Here is a 20,526-nt window from a genome sequence, read left to right on the forward strand (position 1 = left end):
CAGCCGGACGACCTCACGGGACGCGCCAGGGGAGGTCAGCCCTCGACGACCTCGGCCGCGACCATCCACTGCGTCTCGACATCGGCCTGCTCCGCCAGCACCGCGCGGAGCTCGGCGTCGAGCTTCAGCAGCCGGTCGGGATCGGTCGCTGCCTCGGCCAGCGCGGCGTGCAGCTCGGCCTCCTTCTTGTGCAGCACCTCGAGGCGCCGTTCCAGCCGCGCCAGTTCCTTGCGGGCGAGGCGCTGGTCCGCGGCGTTCGACGGCGCCTTGGCCGCGGCGGGCGCGGCGGTCTCCCGGTCGCGCACCGAGTCCCGGCGCTTCAGGTACTCGTCGATGCCGCCGGGCAGGTCGGTCAGTCCGCCGTCGCCGAAGAGCGCCACGACCCGGTCGCACACGCGCTCGACGAGGTAGCGGTCGTGCGAGATGACGACGAGCGTGCCGGCCCACGAGTCGAGCAGGTCTTCGAGCTGCTGCAACGTGTCGATGTCCAGGTCGTTCGTCGGCTCGTCGAGCAGCAGCACGTTCGGCTCGGCCATCAGCAGCCGGCACAGCTGCAACCGCCGCCGCTCACCACCGGAGAGGTCCGAGACCGGGGTCCACTGCTTCTGCGAGGAGAACCCGAACCGCTCGCCGAGCTGCGAGGCCGACATCTCGTACTTGCCGAGCACGACGCGCCTCGCGACCTCCTCGATCGCCTCCAGCACGCGCATCGACCCGTCGAGGTCGAGCAGCTCCTGCGACAGGTGCGCGATCTTCACGGTCTGGCCCTGGATCCGCTTGCCCGTCTCGGGTTCGCGCTCACCGGCGAGCAGCCGCAGCAACGTCGTCTTGCCCGACCCGTTGACGCCGACCAGACCGATCCGCTCACCGGGGCCGATGCGCCACGTCAGGTCGCGGACCAGCACGCGGTCCGGAATGGACAGTGTCACGTCCTCGAGCTCGATCACCGTGCGGCCCAGGCGCTTCTTGGCGAACGCGATCAGCTCGACGTTGTCGCGCAGCGGCGGCACGTCCGCGATCAGCGCCTCGGCGGCCTCGATCCGGTAGCGCGGCTTGGAGGTGCGCGCGGGCGCGCCGCGGCGCAGCCACGCGAGCTCCTTGCGCGCCAGGTTCTGCCGCTTCTCCTCCGCCGCGTCCGCGAGCCGCTGACGCTCGGCGCGCGCGAAGATCCAGTCGGCGTAGCCGCCCTCGTACTGCTCGACCTTGCCCTGCACCACTTCCCACGTGCGGTTGCAGACCGTGTCGAGGAACCACCGGTCGTGGGTGACGACGACGAGCGCGCACTTGCGGGCGAGCAGGTGCTCCGCGAGCCACCGCACACCCTCGACGTCCAGGTGGTTGGTCGGCTCGTCGAGCACGATCAGCTCGAGGTCCTGGATCAGCGCGGCCGCGAGCGCGACCCGGCGCCGCTCGCCACCGGACATCGTGGAGACCACGGAGTCGAGGCCCAGCGCCATGATCCCGAGACCGTCCAGGATGGACCGCACGCGGGCGTCGGCCGCCCACTCGTGCTCCGCGTCGAACCCGAGCGGGTCGATCACCGCGTTGCGCACGGTCGAGCCCTCCGGCAGCTCGGTGCGCTGCGTCACGACGGCCATCCGCAGGTCGCGCGAGCGCGACACCCGGCCGTCGTCGGCGGGCTCCACCCCGGCCAGCACCTCGAGCAGCGTCGTCTTGCCGCCGCCGTTCAGGCCGACGACACCGATCCGGTCGCCCTCGCTGACGCCGAGCGACACGCCGTCGAGCAGCGGCCGGACGCCGAACGACTTCGACACGGTCTCCAGGTTGACCAGGTTGGCCATCAAAACCTCACGACTTCGGAAGAAATACCCCGTGCAGGCTACCTACCAGGGCCAAAGGCCCTGCTCACCAGCCTCGAACAGGACGAGGGCGCGCAGCGCGCCGGCGCCGGTGGCGTGGTGGCGGTAGCGGTGCCGCGACACCGTCGCCCACTCCGCGTCCCGCTCGTTCAGGTCCCAGACGTGCAGCGGCACGTTCCGGCGCACCGACCTGCTCAACGACCGGTCGAGCTGCTGCGACTCGGTGATGACGACGACCCGGTCGTGGCGGCGGAAACTCCTGCGGACGACCTTCAGCAGGGCGCGCTCGCGATCGGTGGGGAGGCCGTGACGCCGGAACCGCACGACGTCGGCCCTCTCACACCTGGTCAGCACCGTCTCGGCGGTGTCCTCGAACCCGTACCGCTCGACCGCCGTCAGGTCGGCCAGCAGCAGCGTGCGGCCGGGAACGCGGGGCAGCCGCGGCGGCGGTGGCGGGGGTGGGGGCCGGCACTCCTCGGCGTTGCGGTCGTAGCGGCGGTCGACGATCGACCGGAACAGCGCGGACTGGCGCTCGTCGACCGGCTTCGGGTGCACGCGGTTCAGCACGTCGCCGAACCGGAGGCTGATGAAGGTGTGGTCGTGCTCGCGCACCGACTCCTCGGTGTAGAGGCGGCGGACGGCGTCGCCGATGCCGCGCTTCAACGGCTTGGGCAGTGCCCGCCCGTGCTTGTAGCTCCAGTAGTTCAGCAGCCACGTGGGGTCGTTGGGTTCCGCGAGCACGGAGTCGACGACCTGGCGGGACATGCCGTGCAGGCCGGCGGCCAGGCGGGCCGCGAGGAACTCGGCGGCGCCCGCGTGCGCGGTGTAGGCGAGCCCGGCGCCGTGGCGGGTCCAGCGCAGCAGTGCGGCGGTCCACCCGGGATCCTCGACGGTGCTGCGGCGGACCAGGCCCGCGTAGTGGTCGAGGCGCTCGGGGTGCAGGTTCGGGTGGTTGCCGACCAGGTCCGACACGACCATCCGGAACAGGTCTCGGCGCAGCCGTCCGCCCACGTCGTCGTCTCCCCCCGCCGGCGAAGGAGCCGCACGCGCCCCGAGAACTCGGGATCGCCCCCGTTTGGAACGGGCGCAGCGCACCGGGGCGCGTGCGGCGCTACGGGATCTCAGGCGTGGACCTCGGGCGGGGTGGGCTTCGGTTCGTCGGTCGTGATCACACGTGCGCCGGGCACCGGCCCGTGCGCCACCCGGACCGTCCGGCACACGCCCGCACCGGCCAGCTCGGCGGCCACGCGGACCGCCGTGTCGCCGTCCTCGCACAGGAACGCCGTGGTGGGCCCGGAGCCGGACACGATGCCGGCCAGCGCGCCGGCGTCGACGCCCGCGCGGAGGGTGCGGCGCAGGTTCGGCCGCAACGACACGGCGGCGGCCTGGAGGTCGTTGCCCAGCAACAGGGCGAGCTGGCGCGGGTCACCGGAGGACAGGCCCTCCAGCACCGCCTCGACGGGACCGACGCGCGGCGGGTCGCCCTCCGCGCGCAGGCGGTCCAGCTCGTCGAAGACGTCCGGAGTGGACAGTCCGCGCCGGTCGAACGCCAGCACCCAGTGGAACTGGTGGCGGCCGAGCACCGGCACGATCCGCTCGCCGCGGCCCGTGCCCAGCGCGGTGGCCCCGTACAGGGCGAAGGGGACGTCCGCGCCGAGCTTTCCGGCGAGCTCGGCCAGCTCGTCGCGGCTGATCTCCAGCCGCCACAACGACGACAGGCCCACGAGCGCCGCCGCCGCGTCCGCGCTGCCGCCCGCCATGCCGCCCGCGACCGGGATGGCCTTGCGGATGACGACGCGGACCTTCGGGTCGTCGGGGTCCCTGCCCACGTGCGCCGCGAGCAGCCGGACCGCGCGCCAGGCCAGGTTCGAGGCCCCGGTGGGCACCTGGTCGGCGCCTTCGCCGTGCACCTCGACGCCGGGTTCGTCGGCCACCGCGACGGTGACCTCGTCGACCAGCGAGAGCGCCTGGAAGATCGTCACCAGGTCGTGGTAACCGTCCGGGCGCACGTCACCGACGGCCAGGTGCAGGTTGACCTTGGCCGGGACGCGAACCGTGACCGGGGGCGGAACGACTGCGAGCACCACGTCAGCCTACGGGCGTTCTGGTGTTCCGGACTCCTCCCCCGGTCGCCGACACCGTCACACCGGGATGACCGAGCCGTCGAACGTCTGCTTGATGTAGTCCTTGACCTGCTGCGATCCCAGCAGCTCCGCCAGGTCGCGGATGCGCTTGTCGTCCTTGAGCTCGGTCCGGGTGACCAGGCCGTTGGCGTTGGGGTTGCCCTCGGCCTTCTCCAGCGCGAGCGAGTCGGTGGCGGGCTTGAGGCCCGCGTCGATGGCGTAGTTGCCGTTGATCACCGACGCGTCGGTGTCCTCCAGCGACCGCGGTAGCTGAGCGGCCTCCAACGGCACGAACTGCAGGTTCTTGGGGTTCTCCGCCACGTCGCGCACGGTCGGCTGGTCGACGGCCTTGAGCTTGACCAGGCCGTTGGCCTCCAGCAGCTTCAGGCCGCGGGCCTCGTTGGTGGCGTCGTTGGCCAGCGCGACCTTGGCGCCGGAGGGCAGCTCGTCGAGCTTCTTGACCTTCTTCGAGTAGAGGCCCAGCGGCTCGACGTGGACGGGCTGGACCCAGTCGACCTTGGCGCCGCTCTCCTTCGTGAACGTCTCCAGGTAGGGGACGGTCTGGAAGTAGTTGGCGTCGAGCGAGCCGTCGACCAGCGCGGTGTTGGGCTGCACGTAGTCGGTGAACTCGACGACCTCGATCTTCAGACCCTTCTGCGACGCGAGGTTGTCGGCCACGTACTTGAGGATCTGGGCGTGCGGGACGGGCGAGACACCGACCTTGAGCGTGTCGGAGGCGGACCCCCCAGCCGACGAGCAAGCGGACAAAGCAGTCAAAGCGACCGCGATCAGGGCAGCCTTAATACGCATGATGTTCCTTTTGAGAATTGCTTCTGGTCAGACGGAGGCGTGCCGGCGCCGGTCGGAGGCACGGGCGGCACGGGTGAAACCGAGCTGGATCACGGTGGTGAGCACGGCGAGCCACGCCACGGTGCTCCACAGGATCCGGTCGTTGAAGCGCTGGTAGCCCTCGCGGATAGCGAGGTCGCCGAGGCCACCGCCACCGATCACGCCCGCCATCGCCGAGTACCCGATCAGAGCGATCACGGTGACGCCGATGGCGTTGATCAGCGCGGGCAGCGACTCGCGGATCAGCACGCTGCGCACGATCTTCAACGTCGAGGCGCCCGTGGTGATCGCGGCCTCGACCACGGTCACGTGCACCTCGGACAGGATGTTCTGCACAAGCCGCCCGACGAACGGGATGGCGCCCACGGCCAGCGGCACGATGACCGCCGTGCTGCCGATGGAGCCACCGACGATCAGGCGGGTGACCGACGTCAGCGCGACGAGCAGCACGATGAACGGCATCGAGCGGCCCAGGTCGGTGACGAAGCTGAGCACGCGGTGCACCGCGGCGTTCGGCCGCAGCCCGCCCTTGGCGGTGAGCTGCAGCCAGACCCCGACGGGAACTCCGAGAACAGTGGCGATGACGGTGGAGACGCCGACCATGTACAGCGTTTCCCCGGTGGCCTCGACGAGGTAGGTGACCACGTCGGACCAGGGTGTTGCAGACCTCACGCAGCTACTCCCTGCGGTCCCTTCAAGGACCTCTGCACCGCGCCACCGGCTTCGCTGATCCACTCGAGAGCGGAGTCGGAGCGCTCGCCGTTCAGACCGAGGCGGAACCGCGCGACCGGCGTCTCGCCCAGCCGCGTGAGGCCACCGCCGACGATGTTCAGCTCGACGCCGAAGCGGTTCGCGACCTCGGGCAGCAGCGCGCCGACCGCGGCGAACCCGACGAGCACGACGTCCGCGACGCGGTCGTAGCTGCTCTCGTTGACCGGGTTCAGGTCGACGGCGGGCAGCAGCGCGGAGCTCGTGCGGCTCCCGGCGTCGCCGACCAGGTCGAGGACCTTGCCGTGCTCGACGACGCGGCCCTGCTCCAGCACGGCGACGTCGTCGCAGATCTTGCGGACCACGCCCATGTCGTGCGTGACGACGAGAACCGTCACACCCAGCTCAGCGCGCGCACGGTCGAGCACCGTCAGCACGGAACCGGTGGTCTCGGGGTCGAGGGCGCTGGTGGGCTCGTCGGCGAGGAGGACGGACGGGTTGGCGGCGAGCGCCCGCGCCACGGCGATGCGCTGACGCTGCCCGCCGGAGAGCTGGTCGGGGTAGGCGCCGGCCTTGTCGGTCAGCCCGACGAGGTCCAGCAGCTCGCCCACCCTGCTGCGGCGCTGCGGCCCCGGCACCCCGGCGCTTTCGAGGGGCAGCGCGATGTTGCCGGCCGCGGTGCGCTGCCTGAGCAGCGAGTCCCCCTGCGGCACGACGCCGATCTGCCGGCGAGCGGCACGCAGGGCCGACCCGTCGAGGCTCGTGATGTCCGTGCCGTCAACGCGGATGGCACCCGAGTCGGGCCGCTCGAGCAGCGCCACGCAGCGGGCGAGCGTCGACTTGCCGGCCCCGCTCGGGCCGACGACACCGAGCACGGTGCCCGCCTGGACGTCGAGGGTCACGCCGTTCAGGGCGTTGACACCCTGGAAGGACTTGGTGAGGTTTTCGACAGTGATCACTTGTGCTCCACGGCTGCGCGCGACGACGCACTCCCCCTGGTTCAGGGGTGCGTGGTCGGAGTTCTGCTCAGGTGTGCGCCACTCGATGGCTGAGTGCGCGTCAAAGGACTGTGAGAAGGCGCCTTAGACGAGGTGGCGACGACATGCAGAAGCGGTGCGACGGCACTGGTCGACGACTCGACGGCGCGTCAGCATTCGCGTGGTACCCATGTGATCCTCCATCGGTCCTGGCGTTAGCACCTGCCCGCATCCAGCGGGTGGTTGCTGCGACGTCGTAGAGCCAGGTCTCTCAGTCGCTCCGGATGGCAGTTGCAGTCAACCGGACGGACGTTCGGTTGCGCAAGCCAGATTCCGATTCGTTCGACAGATCACACTGTTGGCCGAAGGATCCCCGGCTCAGGCCTCGGCTATCCGGATGAAGTCGATCACGCTGAGTTGCTCGCCCCGCAGCTGGGGATCGACGCCCGCCTCGCGGAGCAGTTCGTCGACGTCGCGCGACGCGCCGGCCCACCCCTTGAGAGCCGCCCGCAGGGTCTTGCGGCGCTGCGCGAAAGCGGCGTCGATGATCGAGAACAGCCTCTTCCGGTCCACATCGGACAACGGCTTTTCGTGGCGCCGGAAGGCAACCAGTCCCGAGTCGACGTTGGGCGCGGGCCAGAACACGTTCTTGCCGACCGCGCCGGCCTTCCTCGCCTCCGCGTACCAGGCGAGCTTCACGCTGGGGACACCGTAGATCTTGCCACCGGGCTTGGCCGCCATGCGGTCGGCGACCTCGGCCTGGACCATCACGAGCCCCTTCGCGAGGGTCGGGAGCTCGCTCAGCAGGTGCAGGACCACCGGCACCGCGACGTTGTACGGCAGGTTCGCGACGATCGCGGTGGGTTGCACCGGCAGGTCTTCTTGGGTGACTTTCATGGCGTCCTCGAGGACCACGTGGAGCTTCCCGGCGTTCTCCGGGTCCATCTCCGCCACGGTTTGCGGGAGGCGGTGCGCCAGCGGTGGGTCGATCTCCACCGCCACGACCTGCTCGGCGGCGGGGAGGAGGGCGAGGGTCAGCGAGCCCAGGCCGGGACCGACCTCCAGGACGACGTCCCGCGGCGTGAGGCCGGCGGCGGCGACGATCTTGCGGACGGTGTTGGGGTCGTGGACGAAGTTCTGGCCCAGCTTCTTGGTGGGGCGGATGCCCAGCTCTTCGGCTAGACGGCGGACTTCGGCAGGTCCCAACAGGCTCACCTGTGCATTCTCGCACCAGCGTGGTTGTGGGGGTTGGGGGCATGGGCGGGGTGGATGGCGGTGCAGGGGTGGCGTCGGGCGAGGCGGCACGGGTGACGGGTAGCGCGGACGGAGGCAGCCCGCTGCGGGACCGGTGGGGGCGGCGCCGGTTGGGCGGTGGACGGCTTGCGCGGACGGGTTCGGCTTGGTGGCGCGCGGGTCGGCTCGCTCCCCTGCGTCAGCCTGTCGTGGCGGGTCTTGCTCCTGCCGATCTTCGCCCACTCGCCGTCACGCGTTGCCCTGGAAACGACGAAGGCCGCCCCTGCCAACAGGAGCGGCCTTCGCCAGGTCGCGCGAGAGGTGGTGCGGGTTTACGGCAGGCCCAGCTTCGCGCGGCAGCCCGGCCACGCCGAGTAGGTGCCGCCGCGGCCGTCGCGCAGCTTGGTGGCGATGGCGATCTGCTGTTCGCGGGTGGCCTGGTGCGGGAAGGCCGCGTACACGCCGCCGCCGTAGGCGTCCCAGGTGCTCTTGTTGAACTGGAGGCCGCCGTAGTAGCCGTTGCCGGTGTTGATGGCCCAGTTGCCGCCTGCCTCGCACTTGGCGAGGCGGTCCCAGACCTCGCCGCCGGCCAGGGGCTTGGTGCCCACGACGACCTTCTTGGGCTTCGGCTCCTTGGTGACCTTGCCGCCGATCTTCTCGCGGCTGATCTCCTTGCCGTTCTTCACCGTCACGCGGTACTGGGAGACCTGCTCACCCGGCGTGCCGGGGTCGAGGACCTTCTGCTCGCCCGCGTTCATGTTCGGGTCGTTGGTCTTCTCGACCGGCGCGGCCACCGGCTCGGTCACGTTGATGACCGTGACGCCGGTGCGGGAGATGTAGACCTCGGCGCCCGAGGCCAGGCGGACGTCGGCACCGGAGGTGACGGCGTCCTCGGCACCGAGGGCGATGTTCTCGCTCTTGAGCAGCTCGTCGACGGTGAGGGCGGTGGTCTGGACCTCGCGGACCGGGTTCGCGCCGTCGAACAGCTTGATGTTCTTGCGGGTCTTGACCTCGACGTTCATCCCCTCGAGCGGGATGTCCTGGGTGCCGGGGGCGGAGAACCACGCGCCCTCGGTCGGCACGCCCATCTGGCGCGCGGCCTCCTCGACGGTGACCGAGCGGACCCAGTCCTCGCGGGCCTGGCCGTCGACGCTCATCTTGACGAGGCGGCCGCGGTCGAGGCTGATCTTGCCGCCGTCGGAGATCGGGGCGTTCAGCGAGGGCGACAGGGCGTCGTGCTCACCGACGACGATGCCTTCCTCCGCCAGGACCTCGCCGACCGTGCCCTCGTAGGAGTGGACGGTCTGCAGCGCGCCGTCGACCTCGACGGTCAGCGACTTGTCCATCGCCATCGCGGTGACGCCACCGCCGGAGATCGACACCAGGACCGCGGCGACCGCGCCCTTGAGGAAGCGGCGCTTCCAGCTCGTCGCGGCCGCGACGAGCACCTGGGGGTCGCTCTTCTCCTCTTCCTCCGACGGGAGGACGAGGGGCGGCATGATCGTCGTCTCGGCGTTGATGAGCCGGATCAGCTCGTCGACGTCGACGTTGGCCGTGGCGAGCAGGTCGTCGGCGTCCGGGCCGAGCACCTCGAGCACGTCCGCGGGCGTGATGGTCAGCGCACCGGCGGGAAAGCTCGGGTGGGGGTCGACGAGTCCAACGGCCGTGTCCACCTTGACCGGCGTGAACCAGTCGGTGTCGTCGTTGAAGTCGTACGGAGCGGCAGAACTGTCGCTTCCAGACACTGGGTCGATACCTCCATTGCGGAAGCTCGAGGCCACCGCACAGTTGGTGTTGACAAGAAATTTCGAGTTGGAGCTCGAAGGTTCCCGGCAACTCCTCCTACGTGGTCTCGCTTCTTCGCGCTTCTGGCTTCGGTCCCGCCCCGACTGCGGGCGTGCTCCGAACCGACAGGGTCGGTTCAGGTGGCACGGTCACGGGACAGTAACGGGGTCACCGACGTTGCGCAAACACCCGTGCCGATGTTGTGACATCGGTCACCGCGTGGTGGGAGCAACCCCTGTGCTCCGTTCGTCCCAAGCCTCATCTCAGTGGTCCAGCCCGAACACTCGTTGAGCAGTACGGGTGACCGCGGAGCACAGTTCAGAAAGATCTTCGGCGCGGAGCGCGGCCAGGTCTCGAACTGTGTAATTCACACAATAAGGTTCATTCGGCCGTCCCCGGAACGGGTGCGGCGTCAGGAACGGCGCGTCCGTCTCCACCAAGAGCTGGTCCCGCGGCACCAGCAGAGCCGCTTCCCGCAGTGCGCGGGCGTTCTTGAACGTCACCGGGCCCGCGAACGACAGGACGTGTCCCGCGTCGACGCACCGCCGCGCGAAGTCGGCGTCGCCGGAGAAGCAGTGGAAGACCACAGTGGACGGTGCGCCCTCGGCGTCGAGGATCTTCAGGACGTCCTCGTGCGCGTCCCGGTCGTGGATCATCAACGGCTTCCCGACCCGCTTGGACAGGTCGATGTGCCAGCGGAAAGCCTCCTGCTGGGCGGCCGGCGGCGAGTAGTCCCAGTAGTAGTCCAGACCGGTCTCGCCGATCGCGACCACGCGGTCGAACGCCGCGAGCCGCTCGAGCTCGGCCTTCTCGGCGTCGCCGAACGACGAGGTGCGCGTCGGGTGCACGGCCACCGCCGCGTAGACCCGCGAGTCCCAAGTGGACGCCTCGGCGGCCCACCGCGCGGCCTTCAGGTCGTCCGCCACGGTGATCACGTGCGAGACGCCCGCGGCGTTCGCGCGGTCCAGCAGCACCGCCACGTCGGCGGCGTCGACGGCCCCGCACGCGTCGAGGTGGGTGTGGGCGTCGATCACCGGTGCCGGAAGGGCCTCCGGCACCGGCGGTCGTTCACGCTTGTCCGTCACTTGACGATCGGAGCCCACTCCGGGCCGACTTCGCCGAGCTCCGGGTCGAGCTTCGCGAACAGCGGCGACGGCTTGCCCAGCGGCCTGCCGACCTCGATCGGCGTCGACTCCCAGCGGGCCTGCTCACCGGCGTAGTCACCGGTCAGCACCGGGTACGCGCGGTCGGGCACGTCGAGGTCGGTGACCTCGGTCATCTCCGGCTGCGCCGCCCACACGCCCGTGCCGCCCAGCGCCTCGTGCACCTTCTGCGCCGAGTGCGGCAGGAACGGCGTCATCAGGGTGTTCGCGTCCTGCACGACCTGCAGCGCCGTGTGCAGCACCGAGTCGCGGCGGTCCGGGTCGTCCTTGAGCTTCCACGGCTCCTGGTCGGACAGGTACTTGTTCGCCGCGGAGATCACGCGCATGGCCTCGCCGGAGGCCTGCTTGAACCGCGAGCGGCGCAGGTGCGCGCCGACCGTGTCGAACGCCGCGCGGGACTGCCGCAGCAGCTCGTGGTCGGCGTCGGTGAGGGCGGTGGCCTTCGGGATCGCGCCGACGTTCTTGTGCGCCATCGAGACCGAGCGGTTGACCAGGTTGCCCCACTCGTTCGCCAGCTCGAAGTTCGTCCGGCGGACGAACTCCTCCCAGGTGAAGTCGGTGTCCTGGTTCTCGGGACCCGCGACGGAGATGAAGTACCGCAGCGCGTCCGGCCCGAACTCCTTCAGGAAGTCACCGACGTAGATCACGGTGCCGCGCGAGGTGGAGAACTTCGAGCCGCTCATCGTCAGGTACTCCGACGACACGACCTCGGTCGGCAGGTTCAGCGTGCCGAACCGGCCCGGCTCGCCACCCTTGTCGCCGGCACCGTTCTGGCCGAGCAGCAGCGACGGCCAGATCAGCGAGTGGAAGACGATGTTGTCCTTGCCCATGAAGTAGTAGCCCTGGGCGTCACCGGTCCAGAACTCCTTCCAGGCGTCGTCGTCACCGCTGCGGCGCGCCCACTCCACGGACGCGCTCAGGTACCCGATCACGGCGTCGAACCACACGTAGAACCGCTTCATCGGCTGGTCGCTCCAGCCGTCGAGCGGGATCGGCACACCCCAGTCGAGGTCGCGGGTGATCGCGCGCGGCCGCAGGTCGGAGATCAGGTTCTGCGAGAACTTGAGCACGTTCGGGCGCCACTCGGTGCGCGTGGACATCCACGAGCCGAGCGAGTCGATGAACGCGGGCAGGTCGAGGAACAGGTGCTCGGTCTCGATGAACTTCGGCACCTCGCCGTTGATCCGCGAGCGCGGGTTCTTGAGGTCGGCGGGGTCGAGCTGGTTGCCGCAGTTGTCGCATTGGTCGCCGCGCGCGCCGTCGTAGCCGCAGATCGGGCAGGTGCCCTCGATGTAGCGGTCGGGCAGCGTGCGGCCGGTCGACGGGCTGATGGCGCCCATCTCCGTCTTGGGGACGACGTAGCCGTTCTTCCACAGCGCGGAGAACAGGTCCTGCACGACCCGGTAGTGGTTGCCGGTCGTCGTGCGGGTGAAGAGGTCGTAGGACAGGCCGAGGCCCTGGAGGTCGGAGGCGATGACGCGGTTGTACTTGTCGGCGAGCTCGCGGGCGGTGAGCCCTTCCTTCTCGGCCTGCACCTGGATGGGTGTGCCGTGCTCGTCCGTGCCGCTGACCATGAGCACCCGGTGTCCGGACATTCGCATGTAGCGGGAGAAGACGTCGGACGGGACACCGAAACCGGAGACGTGACCGATGTGCCTGGGGCCGTTGGCATATGGCCAGGCCACCGCGGTCAGTACGGAGGCACTCATGCGCATAGCCTACGGAGGCGGTGCCAGCCGCTTTCCACTGCATGGGAGGTCTGTTGTCCGCGACCAGGATGCTGGTGCTCGGCGTGGTGAAGCTCGTCGGCGAGGCGCACGGCTACGTGGTGCGCCGCGAGCTGAAGTCGTGGTCGGCGGACAACTGGGCCAACGTGCAGCCGGGCTCGATCTACCACGCGCTGAAGTCGCTGGCCAGGGACGGCCTGCTGGAGCCGGTTGGCACCGCGGAGCCGGAGGACGGCCCCGCCCGCACCACCTACCGGATCACCCCGGCCGGTGAGCACGAGCTGCGGGACCTGCTCGCCCGCGCGCTGGCCGACGCGACCGCCGGTGTCGACGAGGTCTCCGCGGGCGTGGCGATGCTCAACCTCGTCCCGCGCAAGCAGGCCGTCGCGATGCTGAGGAACCGGCTCGCGGGGCTCGAAGGGCAGCTCGCGCCCACGAGGCACGGCGTCGGCGCCATGCGGGAGATGGGCAAGCCCGCGCACGTCAGCGAGCTCTTTCGACTGTGGCTCGTCCAGCTCGAAGGCCAGGTGCGCTGGACTCAGGAGCTGATCGAGCGCCTGGAGGCGGGCGAGTACAACCTGGAGGGCTAGTCAAATTTGATTAGTCTCGCTAGCCTCTGGTCAAACTTGACTAGAGGGGGACGAGTCATGATCAAGGCACGCGGCCTCGCGCGCCGGTTCGCGACGAAGGCCGGTCCGGTGGACGCGGTCAGGGGCGTGGACATCGACGTCGCCGAGGGCGAGCTCGTCGGGTTCCTCGGCCCCAACGGCGCGGGCAAGTCCACGACGTTGCGCATGCTCACGACGCTGCTGCGACCGACCGCCGGTGAAGCGGTGATCGCCGGGCACGACCTGCTGTCCGACCCGGCCGGCGTGCGCCGCAACATCGGCTACGTGGGCCAGCGCACCGGCGCAGGCCAGGACCAGCGGGTCCGCGACGAGCTGGAGTTCCAGGCCCGCTTCTACGGCCTGGGCAAGCACGACGCCCGCAGGAGGGCCGCGGACCTGCTCGACCGGTTCGACCTGGCGGGCCTGGAGGAGCGCGGCGTCATCACGCTGTCGGGCGGTCAGCAGCGCAGGCTCGACATCGCGATGGGCATGCTGCACGACCCGCGGCTGCTGTTCCTCGACGAGCCGTCGACCGCGCTCGACCCGCAGAGCCGCCGCCACCTGTGGGAGCACATCAAGCAGCTCAGGGCCGGCGGCACCACGGTCTTCCTCACCACGCACTACCTCGACGAGGCCGACTTCCTCAGCGACCGGCTGCTGGTGATCGACCACGGCTCGATCGTCGGCGAGGGCTCGCCGGACGAGCTGAAGAACCGCGTCTCCGGCGATCTCGTCGTGCTCGGCACCCCGCAGGCGTCGCTGGTGTCGGAGAAGTTCGAGAACGCCGTGGTCGAGGGCGAGCAGGTCAGCTTCCGCGTCCCGAACGGCGACCGCACGCTGCCGGGGCTGCTGCGCGACCTCGGCGACCTCGGCGTCGAGCTGCACTCGGTGCAGGTGCACCGGCCGACGCTCGACGACGTGTTCCTGACCATGACCGGCCGCTCCCTGCGGGAGGAAGCCCGTGCTGCGTGACACCTGGCTCGTCTTCGTCCGGGTGATGCTCCCGGTGCTGCGCAATCCCGTGGCGGTGGTGTTCGGGCTCGCCCAGCCGCTGCTCTACCTCGGGTTGTTCGGGCCGCTGCTCGGCGACACCGGCTGGCAGTGGTTCGTGCCGGGCCTGCTGGTGCAGATGGCGCTGTTCGGCACCGCCTACGCGGGCTTCTCGCTGCTGCCGGAGGTGCGCACGGGCGTGATGGAACGGCTGCGCGTCACCCCGGTCAGCCGGGTCGCGCTGCTCGTCGGCAGGGTCGGCAAGGACGTGGTGCTGCTCGTCGTGCAGAGCCTGCTGATCGTGCTCGCCGCGATGCTGTTCGGGTTCCGCGCGTCGGCCGGCGAGGTCCTGCTCGGCCTGGGGCTGGTGGCGCTGCTCGGTGTCGCCATCGGGTCCGCGTCGTACGCGGTCGCGTTGAAGGTGAAGCTGGAGTACGTCTTCGCGTCGGTGCTGTCCGCGACCATCGTGCCGGTGATGCTGCTGTCCGGCGTGCTGCTGCCGATGTCGAACGGCCCGCAGTGGCTCTACTGGCTGTCGCGGCTCAACCCCCTCGCGCACGTCGTCGACGCCGAACGGTCGATCTTCAACTCCGGGTCCGCGGTGCTCGGCCTGGTCGCGGCGTCCGCGCTGGTGCTGGCCGGCGTCTGCTACGGCGTCCGCACCTTCCACCGCGAGTCCGCTTGAGGGGAACGCGGGGCCCCCGCGTTCCCCTCACGGGAACGCGGGGGCCCCGCGTTCCCGTGAAGTGAGGGGTTAGCTTGACCTGATCGCGGCGTCGTAGAGGGCCTTCTTGCTGACTCCGGCCGCCTCCGCGACCTCGGCGGCGGCCGACTTCATCCGCTCCCCGTCGGCGACCCGCTGCCTGACCTCGGCGACGAGCGCGTCGAGGTCCGGTGCGTCCTCGACGGGCGCGGGACCGAGCACCACGGTGATCTCGCCGCGTGCGCCCTCCACGGCCCACTCGGCGAGTTCGGCCAACGACCCGCGCACGACCTCTTCGTACTTCTTGGTCAGCTCGCGGCACACGGCGGCGCGGCGGTCCGGCCCGAGCACCTCGACGGCGTCCGCGAGGGTCGCGGCGAGCCGATGGGGTGCCTCGAAGAAGACGACGGTGCGTTGTTCCGTGGCGAGCGGTGCGAACCAACGCTTGCGCTCACCGGACTTGCGCGGCGGGAAGCCGTCGAAGGCGAACCTGTCGCTCGGCAGGCCGGACAGCGCGAGCGCGGTCGTCACGGCGGACGGGCCGGGCAGGCACGTGACCTTGATGTCCTGCTCGACGCACGCGTCGACGAGCCGGTAGCCGGGGTCGGACACGCTCGGCATGCCGGCGTCCGTCACCAGCAGCACCGTCTCGCCGTTGTGCAACGACTCGAGCAGTCCCGGCAGGCGGGCGGTCTCGACCTGGTCGTAGAAGCTGATCACCCGGCCGGACGGCTTGACCTGCAACGCGGCCGCGAGGCTGTGCAGCCGGCGGGTGTCCTCCGCGGCGATCACGTCGGCGGTCTCGAGGGCCTCGACCAGCCGCGCGGAAGCGTCGCGGATGTCGCCGAGCGGGGTGGCTGCCAGAACCAGACGGCCTGAACCGGATACAGGACTCACGGGCTTCACCCTACGATCGGCGGCGTGACAGTCCTCGTGCAGCCAGGAGAGGCGCCCGTCGTCGTCGAGGAACCGCGCTCGGATCGCGCGGCCGCCCTCGACCCGCCGCCGTCCGGAGACCGCTTGCGCGGATGGCTCGTCACGATCGTCGTGACGCTGATCGGCGCCTTCGTCCGGTTCTGGAACCTCGGGTACCCGACCGACAAGGGCACCCCGATCTTCGACGAGAAGCACTACGTGCCGCAGTCGGCCCAGGTGCTGCGCAACGGCGGCTACGAGGACAACCCCGGCTACGAGCTGATCGTCCACCCGCCGCTGGCCAAGCAGCTCATGGCGTTCGGCCAGGACCTCTTCGGCTACGACGGCATCGGCTGGCGGTTCGCCTCGGCGCTCGCGGGCACGATCACGATCCTGCTGATCGTGCGGATCGCGCGCCGCCTGACCCGCTCGGACCTGCTGGGCGCGCTGGCGGGCGTCCTGCTCATCGCCGACGGCGTCTCGCACGTCCAGTCGCGGATGGGCATGCTCGACATCTTCCTGGCGCTGTTCGTCGTCGGCGCGTTCGGCTGCCTGGTCGTCGACCGCGAACAGGTGCGGGAACGGCTCGCGGTGGCCGTGCGCGAGGGCTTCATCAACAACTCGGCCTTCGGGCCGTGGCTCGGTTTCCGCTGGTGGCGCTTCGGTGCGGGCGTGTGCCTGGGTCTGGCGTGCGGCATCAAGTGGTCCGGCATCTGGTACATCGCCGCGTTCGGCCTGCTGACGGTCATCTGGAGCGCGCTGGCGCGGCGGGCGGCCGGGGTCGAGGAGCCGTGGCTCGGCTCGCTCGCCAAGGACGTGCTGCCGTCGCTGGGCGGCCTCGTCGCGATCCCGGTGCTCGCCTACCTCGCCACCTGGCTGCCGTGGATGGCGAGCGAGACCGGCGTCGACCGGCACGTGGTCGGCGGCAAGGTCCAGGACATCGCCTACGTCCCGGACGTGCTGCAGGCGCTCTGGTACAACGCCAAGAACGTCTACAAGTTCCACGTCGAACTGGTCACCTCGGACACCAACCGGCACCCGTGGGAGTCCAAGCCGTGGACGTGGCCGATGGGCCTGCGTCCGATGCTCTACTACTACGACAACTCCGTCACGGGCTGCGGCGCGGCGTCGTGCCTCGGCGCGATCATGCTGATCGGCACGCCCGCGATGTGGTGGCTCGCGTTCCCGGTGCTCGGCTGGGCGATCTTCCGGGCCGTCGGCCGGATGGACTGGCGCTACGCGGGCGTGCTGGTCGGCTACGCGGCGGGCCTGCTGCCGTGGTTCCTCAACCTCGACCGGCAGATGTACTTCTTCTACGTCACGCCGATGGCGCCGTTCCTGGTGCTGCTGATCGTGCTGGCGCTGGGCGAGATCCTGGGCCGCAGGACCGCGGGACCGGAGCGGCGGGGCACCGGACTGCTGGTCGTGGCGCTGTACATCGGCATCGTGGTCGCGAACTTCGTGTGGCTGTGGCCGATCCTGAACGGCAACCCGATCACCCCGGAGCTGTGGCAGCAGCAGCTCTGGCTGCCGAGCTGGCGGTGACCACCGCCTCATCGCATTCAGCCGATCGGCGGGCGCGCTGAGTTACGATCCCCTTGTTCTGACAGGGGGATCCGGGCAGTCATGAGCACTACCGTCCATGCACGCGTCGCGCAGGCGAAACGGCTGTTGAGCGCGAGCCCGCGGACGCCCAGAGCCCCCGGTTTCCGCACCGACGTCCAGGCGCTGCGGGCGATCGCGGTGCTCGCCGTGGTGGTGAACCACTTCTGGCCGAACGCGATGACCGGCGGTTACATCGGCGTCGACGTCTTCTTCGTGATCTCCGGCTACCTGATCACCTCGCACCTCGCCCGCGAGATCGCCCGCACCGGCCGCGTGCGGTTCGGCACGTTCTACGCGCGCCGCGTCCGGCGGCTGCTGCCCGCGGCGCTGCTCGTGCTCGCCGTGACGGTGCTGCTGGCGGGCGCGCTGCTGCCGTACCCGCGGTGGTCGGCGACCGCGTGGGAGACCTTCGCCTCGGCGTTCTACTGGGAGAACTGGCTGCTGGCGGCGAAGTCGGTGAACTACTCCGCGGCGGGCGAGGCCGCGAGCGTGGTCCAGCACTACTGGTCGCTGTCGGTCGAGGAGCAGTTCTACCTGTTCTGGCCGGTGCTGCTGGTCGGCCTGGTCGCCCTCGGCGGCAACCGGCGCTGGCTCGTGCCCGGCGTCGCGGCGCTCGGCGTGGTGTCGCTCGTGTTCAGCGTCGTGTTCACCGCCCTGTCCCCGAACGAGGCCTACTTCAACACCCTCGCCAGGGTGTGGGAGTTCGCGCTGGGCGCCCTGGTGGCGCTGATGGCCGCGAAGCTGGTGCTGCCGCGCTTCGCCGCCGAGCTGGCGTCGCTGCTGGGCCTGGCGATGATCATCGTTCCGGCGTTCGCCTACGACGGCACCTCGCCGTTCCCCGGCTCCCTCGCGCTGACGCCCACGGTCGGCACCGCGCTGGTGATCACCGCCGGCCTGCGCCCCGGCAAGCAGTGGCACACCCCGGTGACGGCGTCGCGGCCCGTGCAGTTCGTGGGCAACATCAGCTATTCGCTGTACCTGTGGCACTGGCCGATCGTGATCCTCGCGCCGTTCGCGCTGGGCGACGCGCTCGACAAGGGCGAGCTCACGACGGCGTGGCTGCTGTGGCTGCTGGCCCTGTCGTTCGCGCTCGCGTGGCTGACGAAGGTGCTCGTCGAGGACCGCGCCCGCACCTTCGTCCCGCTGGTCCGCAACACCAGGCTGACGTTCGCCGCCATGATCGCCGGCCTGCTGGTCGTCGAGGTCCTGGCGGGCGGGTTGCAGGCGAACTACCACCGGCAGGTCGCCGCCGCCGAGCAGAACGTGCAGACGGGCAAGGGCGACGCCTGCCACGGCGCCGCCGCCATGATCGGCGCCAACGGCTGCCCCGACCCGTTCGGCCCGGCCCGCGTCCCGGAGATGGGCCCGGTGAACGAGTACTGGCGGCTCGCGCCGGAGTGCGAGGAAACCGACTTCTTCAAGATCGACGGCAAGGCCACGATCAAGGTCTGCGACTTCAGCGGCGACGGGGAGCCGACCAGGACGGTCTGGCTGCTCGGCGACTCGCACGCCGAGCAGTGGCAGACCCCGGTGTTCGAGGTGGCGCGCAAGGAGAAGTGGCTGCTCAAGATCGGCATCCTGGGCGGCTGCCCGTTCGCCGACGTGAAGTTCACCGGCTACCGCAGCCAGGCGGGCCCGCGCGACATCCTGCGCTGCCGGGACTGGACGGCGCAGCTGAGCCCGGTGATCACCGGCGACCGGCCGGCGATGGTGCTGATGTCGTTCTTCTCGCGCCAGGAGTTCGTGGACGACGGCAGCGGCCGCAGCCAGACCGAGCAGTACCGCGACGGCCTCGAACCGTGGTGGTCCCAGTGGACCGCGACGGGCACGCGGGTGTTCGTGTTCGCGGACCCGCCGTACAACCGGGACGTCCGCTCGACCAGTTGCGTGCTGCTGAACCGGTCGAACCCGCGGGCGTGCGCGATCCCCCGCGACCGCGCGCAGCCGCCGGACCCGCTGGGCGAGGTGGTCAAGACGACCAAGAACCCCCGTGTGTCGCTGATCGATCTGACGGAGTACTTCTGCGACGAGAAGCTCTGCTACGGCGTGATCGGGAACGTGGCGGTGTACTACGACGGCGACCACGTCAACAGCGAGTACAGCCGAACGCTGGCCCCGATGGTCGAGAAGGCGCTCAGCTCTCGCTGATCTCCAGCGCCCGTTGCCTGGTCAGGTCGCCCTCCAGCCTCATCGTGACCTGACCTCGCTGCCAGATCAGGGTCTGCCCGGCGCCGTGCGGTCGCTCCTGGTGCCACCGGCCTTCGCGGTCGATGTAGAAGATCTCGTGCGGGTGCGGGATCCAGACCTTGTCGCCGATCCGCTCGACGCCTTCGCCGTGGACGAGCTTGCCGAGCACCGGCTGGATCGTGCCGTCGAACTGGTCGAGCGTCACGTGCCGGTAATGCAGGGTCGCGAACCGTCCTTCGTGGACGGTGACCTTCTCCGGCCTGTCGAGCGCCGCCGGCAGGTGGATCTCGAACGGCAGCAGCCTCCCGGCGGCGTCGAGCGAGACCTCCTGGCTGGGCAACGGCGGTGCGGTGCTCGCCGGGGGTTGCGTGCGGAACTCGACGCCGGCGAACTCCAGGAGGTTCCTGACGCCCGCCCGCACCGCGGGCGACACGGCGAAGGCGACCGCGAAGGCGGTGACGGCCGCGATCACCGCGGTGAGCCGGCGGTGCCGCTTGCGCGGTGCGTTGATCCTCGTCAGGACCTGCGCGGTGATGTTCTCCTGCGCCGGCACGCGGATCTGCCGGCCGAGGTCGCGGAGGGCGGCCTCCAGCTCGTCATCGATCATGGGCCACCTCCTCGAGCATCGGCCGCAGCTTGGCGAGCGCCCTGGACAGCCGCGACTTCACGGTGCCCTTGGCGAGCCCCAGCGTCTGCGCGGTCTCGGCCTCGCTCAGGTCGAGCAGGTACCGGCAGGTGACGACCTGGCGGTCGTGGTCCGGCAGGCTCGCGAGCGCCCGCAGCAGCGTCGCGCGGGAGTCGTCGACGAGCGTGCCAGGATCGTCGTGGTCGACGGTCTCCGTGACCCCGGCGAGCTTGAGCTCCATCAGGTTGCGCCGCCGCCGGCTGCGGTGCAGGTTCTTGGTCTCGTTGGCGACGATCTTGAGCAGCCACGGCTTGAAGTCGGCGTCCGGCCGGAACGTGCCGAGCTTCCGGTACGCCTTCACGAACGCCTCCTGCACCACGTCGCCGGCGTCCGCACCCGCCCCGAGCAGGTAGGCCGTCCGATGCGCGAGCGCGGTGTGCCGGGCGACCAGCTCGCCGTAGGCCGCCTGGTCACCCGCTATCGCCCGTGCCACCGCTTCGTCCGTGAT

The 20,526-nt window shown here is 70.3% G+C and carries 18 protein-coding genes and 1 riboswitch; of the genes, 5 read left to right on the forward strand and 13 right to left on the reverse strand.

What is annotated here, in order from left to right; genetic code table 11:
* Positions 1 to 35: 35 nt before the first annotated feature.
* The 10 genes from BMW88_RS07080 to metG all read right to left on the reverse strand — a co-directional run bounded on the left by BMW88_RS07080 (position 36) and on the right by metG (position 12,367).
* Entirely contained in the window at positions 36 to 1,802 is a 1,767-nt protein-coding gene (locus BMW88_RS07080; protein WP_089949786.1) for an ABC-F family ATP-binding cassette domain-containing protein, read from the reverse strand.
* Positions 1,803 to 1,844: 42 nt separating this feature from the next.
* On the reverse strand, positions 1,845 to 2,831 hold the full coding sequence (locus BMW88_RS07085) for a hypothetical protein (protein WP_089949787.1): 987 nt from the start codon (positions 2,829 to 2,831) through the stop codon (positions 1,845 to 1,847).
* A gap of 110 nt (positions 2,832 to 2,941) precedes the next feature.
* Positions 2,942 to 3,904 (reverse strand): 4-(cytidine 5'-diphospho)-2-C-methyl-D-erythritol kinase, encoded by a 963-nt coding sequence (locus BMW88_RS07090; RefSeq protein ID WP_089950237.1) that lies wholly within the window; start codon positions 3,902 to 3,904, stop codon positions 2,942 to 2,944.
* 57 nt (positions 3,905 to 3,961) lie between these two features.
* On the reverse strand, positions 3,962 to 4,753 hold the full coding sequence (locus tag BMW88_RS07095) for a MetQ/NlpA family ABC transporter substrate-binding protein (RefSeq protein ID WP_089949788.1): 792 nt from the start codon (positions 4,751 to 4,753) through the stop codon (positions 3,962 to 3,964).
* Positions 4,754 to 4,780: 27 nt separating this feature from the next.
* Positions 4,781 to 5,464, reverse strand: coding sequence for a methionine ABC transporter permease (locus BMW88_RS07100; RefSeq protein WP_089949789.1), 684 nt, complete (start codon positions 5,462 to 5,464; stop codon positions 4,781 to 4,783).
* Entirely contained in the window at positions 5,461 to 6,459 is a 999-nt protein-coding gene (locus tag BMW88_RS07105; RefSeq protein WP_089949790.1) for a methionine ABC transporter ATP-binding protein, read from the reverse strand. Before BMW88_RS07105 ends, BMW88_RS07100 begins: the two co-directional genes overlap by 4 nt.
* Positions 6,460 to 6,674: 215 nt before the next feature.
* Positions 6,675 to 6,768, reverse strand: a riboswitch (SAM riboswitch).
* 87 nt (positions 6,769 to 6,855) lie between these two features.
* Positions 6,856 to 7,686: a 16S rRNA (adenine(1518)-N(6)/adenine(1519)-N(6))-dimethyltransferase RsmA gene (rsmA, locus tag BMW88_RS07110; protein WP_218148017.1), complete on the reverse strand. Its 831-nt coding sequence runs from the start codon at positions 7,684 to 7,686 to the stop codon at positions 6,856 to 6,858.
* 356 nt (positions 7,687 to 8,042) lie between these two features.
* Positions 8,043 to 9,455 carry a resuscitation-promoting factor gene (locus BMW88_RS07115; RefSeq protein WP_089949792.1) on the reverse strand — a complete coding sequence of 471 codons (1,413 nt, stop codon included), beginning with the start codon at positions 9,453 to 9,455 and terminating at the stop codon, positions 8,043 to 8,045.
* Between the two features lie 303 nt (positions 9,456 to 9,758).
* On the reverse strand, positions 9,759 to 10,580 hold the full coding sequence (locus BMW88_RS07120) for a TatD family hydrolase (RefSeq protein WP_089949793.1): 822 nt from the start codon (positions 10,578 to 10,580) through the stop codon (positions 9,759 to 9,761).
* Entirely contained in the window at positions 10,577 to 12,367 is a 1,791-nt protein-coding gene (gene metG, locus BMW88_RS07125) for a methionine--tRNA ligase (RefSeq protein ID WP_089950238.1), read from the reverse strand. The genes BMW88_RS07120 and metG overlap by 4 nt, the downstream gene beginning before the upstream one ends.
* 41 nt (positions 12,368 to 12,408) lie before the next feature.
* On the opposite strand from metG, the gene BMW88_RS07130 reads away from it, so the two are divergent.
* From BMW88_RS07130 to BMW88_RS07140, 3 genes are read left to right on the forward strand one after another with little or no spacing between them, the layout of a single operon-like run.
* Positions 12,409 to 12,975 carry a PadR family transcriptional regulator gene (locus tag BMW88_RS07130; protein WP_342714968.1) on the forward strand — a complete coding sequence of 189 codons (567 nt, stop codon included), beginning with the start codon at positions 12,409 to 12,411 and terminating at the stop codon, positions 12,973 to 12,975.
* 57 nt (positions 12,976 to 13,032) lie between these two features.
* Positions 13,033 to 13,965: an ATP-binding cassette domain-containing protein gene (locus BMW88_RS07135; protein WP_089949794.1), complete on the forward strand. Its 933-nt coding sequence runs from the start codon at positions 13,033 to 13,035 to the stop codon at positions 13,963 to 13,965.
* On the forward strand, positions 13,955 to 14,668 hold the full coding sequence (locus BMW88_RS07140) for an ABC transporter permease (protein WP_218148001.1): 714 nt from the start codon (positions 13,955 to 13,957) through the stop codon (positions 14,666 to 14,668). Before BMW88_RS07135 ends, BMW88_RS07140 begins: the two co-directional genes overlap by 11 nt.
* Before the next feature lie 69 nt (positions 14,669 to 14,737).
* Here BMW88_RS07140 and rsmI read toward each other — a convergent pair whose 3' ends face one another.
* Complete coding sequence (gene rsmI / locus BMW88_RS07145) at positions 14,738 to 15,583, reverse strand: 16S rRNA (cytidine(1402)-2'-O)-methyltransferase (protein WP_089950241.1); 846 nt, start codon at positions 15,581 to 15,583, stop codon at positions 14,738 to 14,740.
* Positions 15,584 to 15,607: 24 nt separating this feature from the next.
* Here rsmI and BMW88_RS07150 point away from each other — a divergent pair, with 24 nt between their 5' ends.
* The gene (locus BMW88_RS07150) at positions 15,608 to 17,146 is read left to right on the forward strand and encodes a dolichyl-phosphate-mannose--protein mannosyltransferase (RefSeq protein ID WP_245777612.1); all 1,539 of its coding nucleotides are present in this window, start codon (positions 15,608 to 15,610) and stop codon (positions 17,144 to 17,146) included.
* An 81-nt stretch (positions 17,147 to 17,227) separates the two neighbouring features.
* Entirely contained in the window at positions 17,228 to 19,354 is a 2,127-nt protein-coding gene (locus BMW88_RS07155; RefSeq protein ID WP_089949796.1) for an acyltransferase family protein, read from the forward strand.
* Here BMW88_RS07155 and BMW88_RS07160 read toward each other — a convergent pair.
* Together BMW88_RS07160 and BMW88_RS07165 are read right to left on the reverse strand one after the other, a co-directional pair.
* The gene (locus BMW88_RS07160) at positions 19,341 to 20,000 is read right to left on the reverse strand and encodes a hypothetical protein (RefSeq protein WP_089949797.1); all 660 of its coding nucleotides are present in this window, start codon (positions 19,998 to 20,000) and stop codon (positions 19,341 to 19,343) included. The two genes, BMW88_RS07155 and BMW88_RS07160, sit on opposite strands and share 14 nt — an antisense overlap.
* Positions 19,990 to 20,511 carry an RNA polymerase sigma factor gene (locus BMW88_RS07165; RefSeq protein ID WP_218148002.1) on the reverse strand — a complete coding sequence of 174 codons (522 nt, stop codon included), beginning with the start codon at positions 20,509 to 20,511 and terminating at the stop codon, positions 19,990 to 19,992. The genes BMW88_RS07160 and BMW88_RS07165 overlap by 11 nt, the downstream gene beginning before the upstream one ends.
* Between the last annotated feature and the right edge of the window lie 15 nt (positions 20,512 to 20,526).

The organism is Lentzea xinjiangensis (genome assembly GCF_900110955.1).
Lineage (GTDB): Bacteria > Actinomycetota > Actinomycetes > Mycobacteriales > Pseudonocardiaceae > Lentzea > Lentzea xinjiangensis.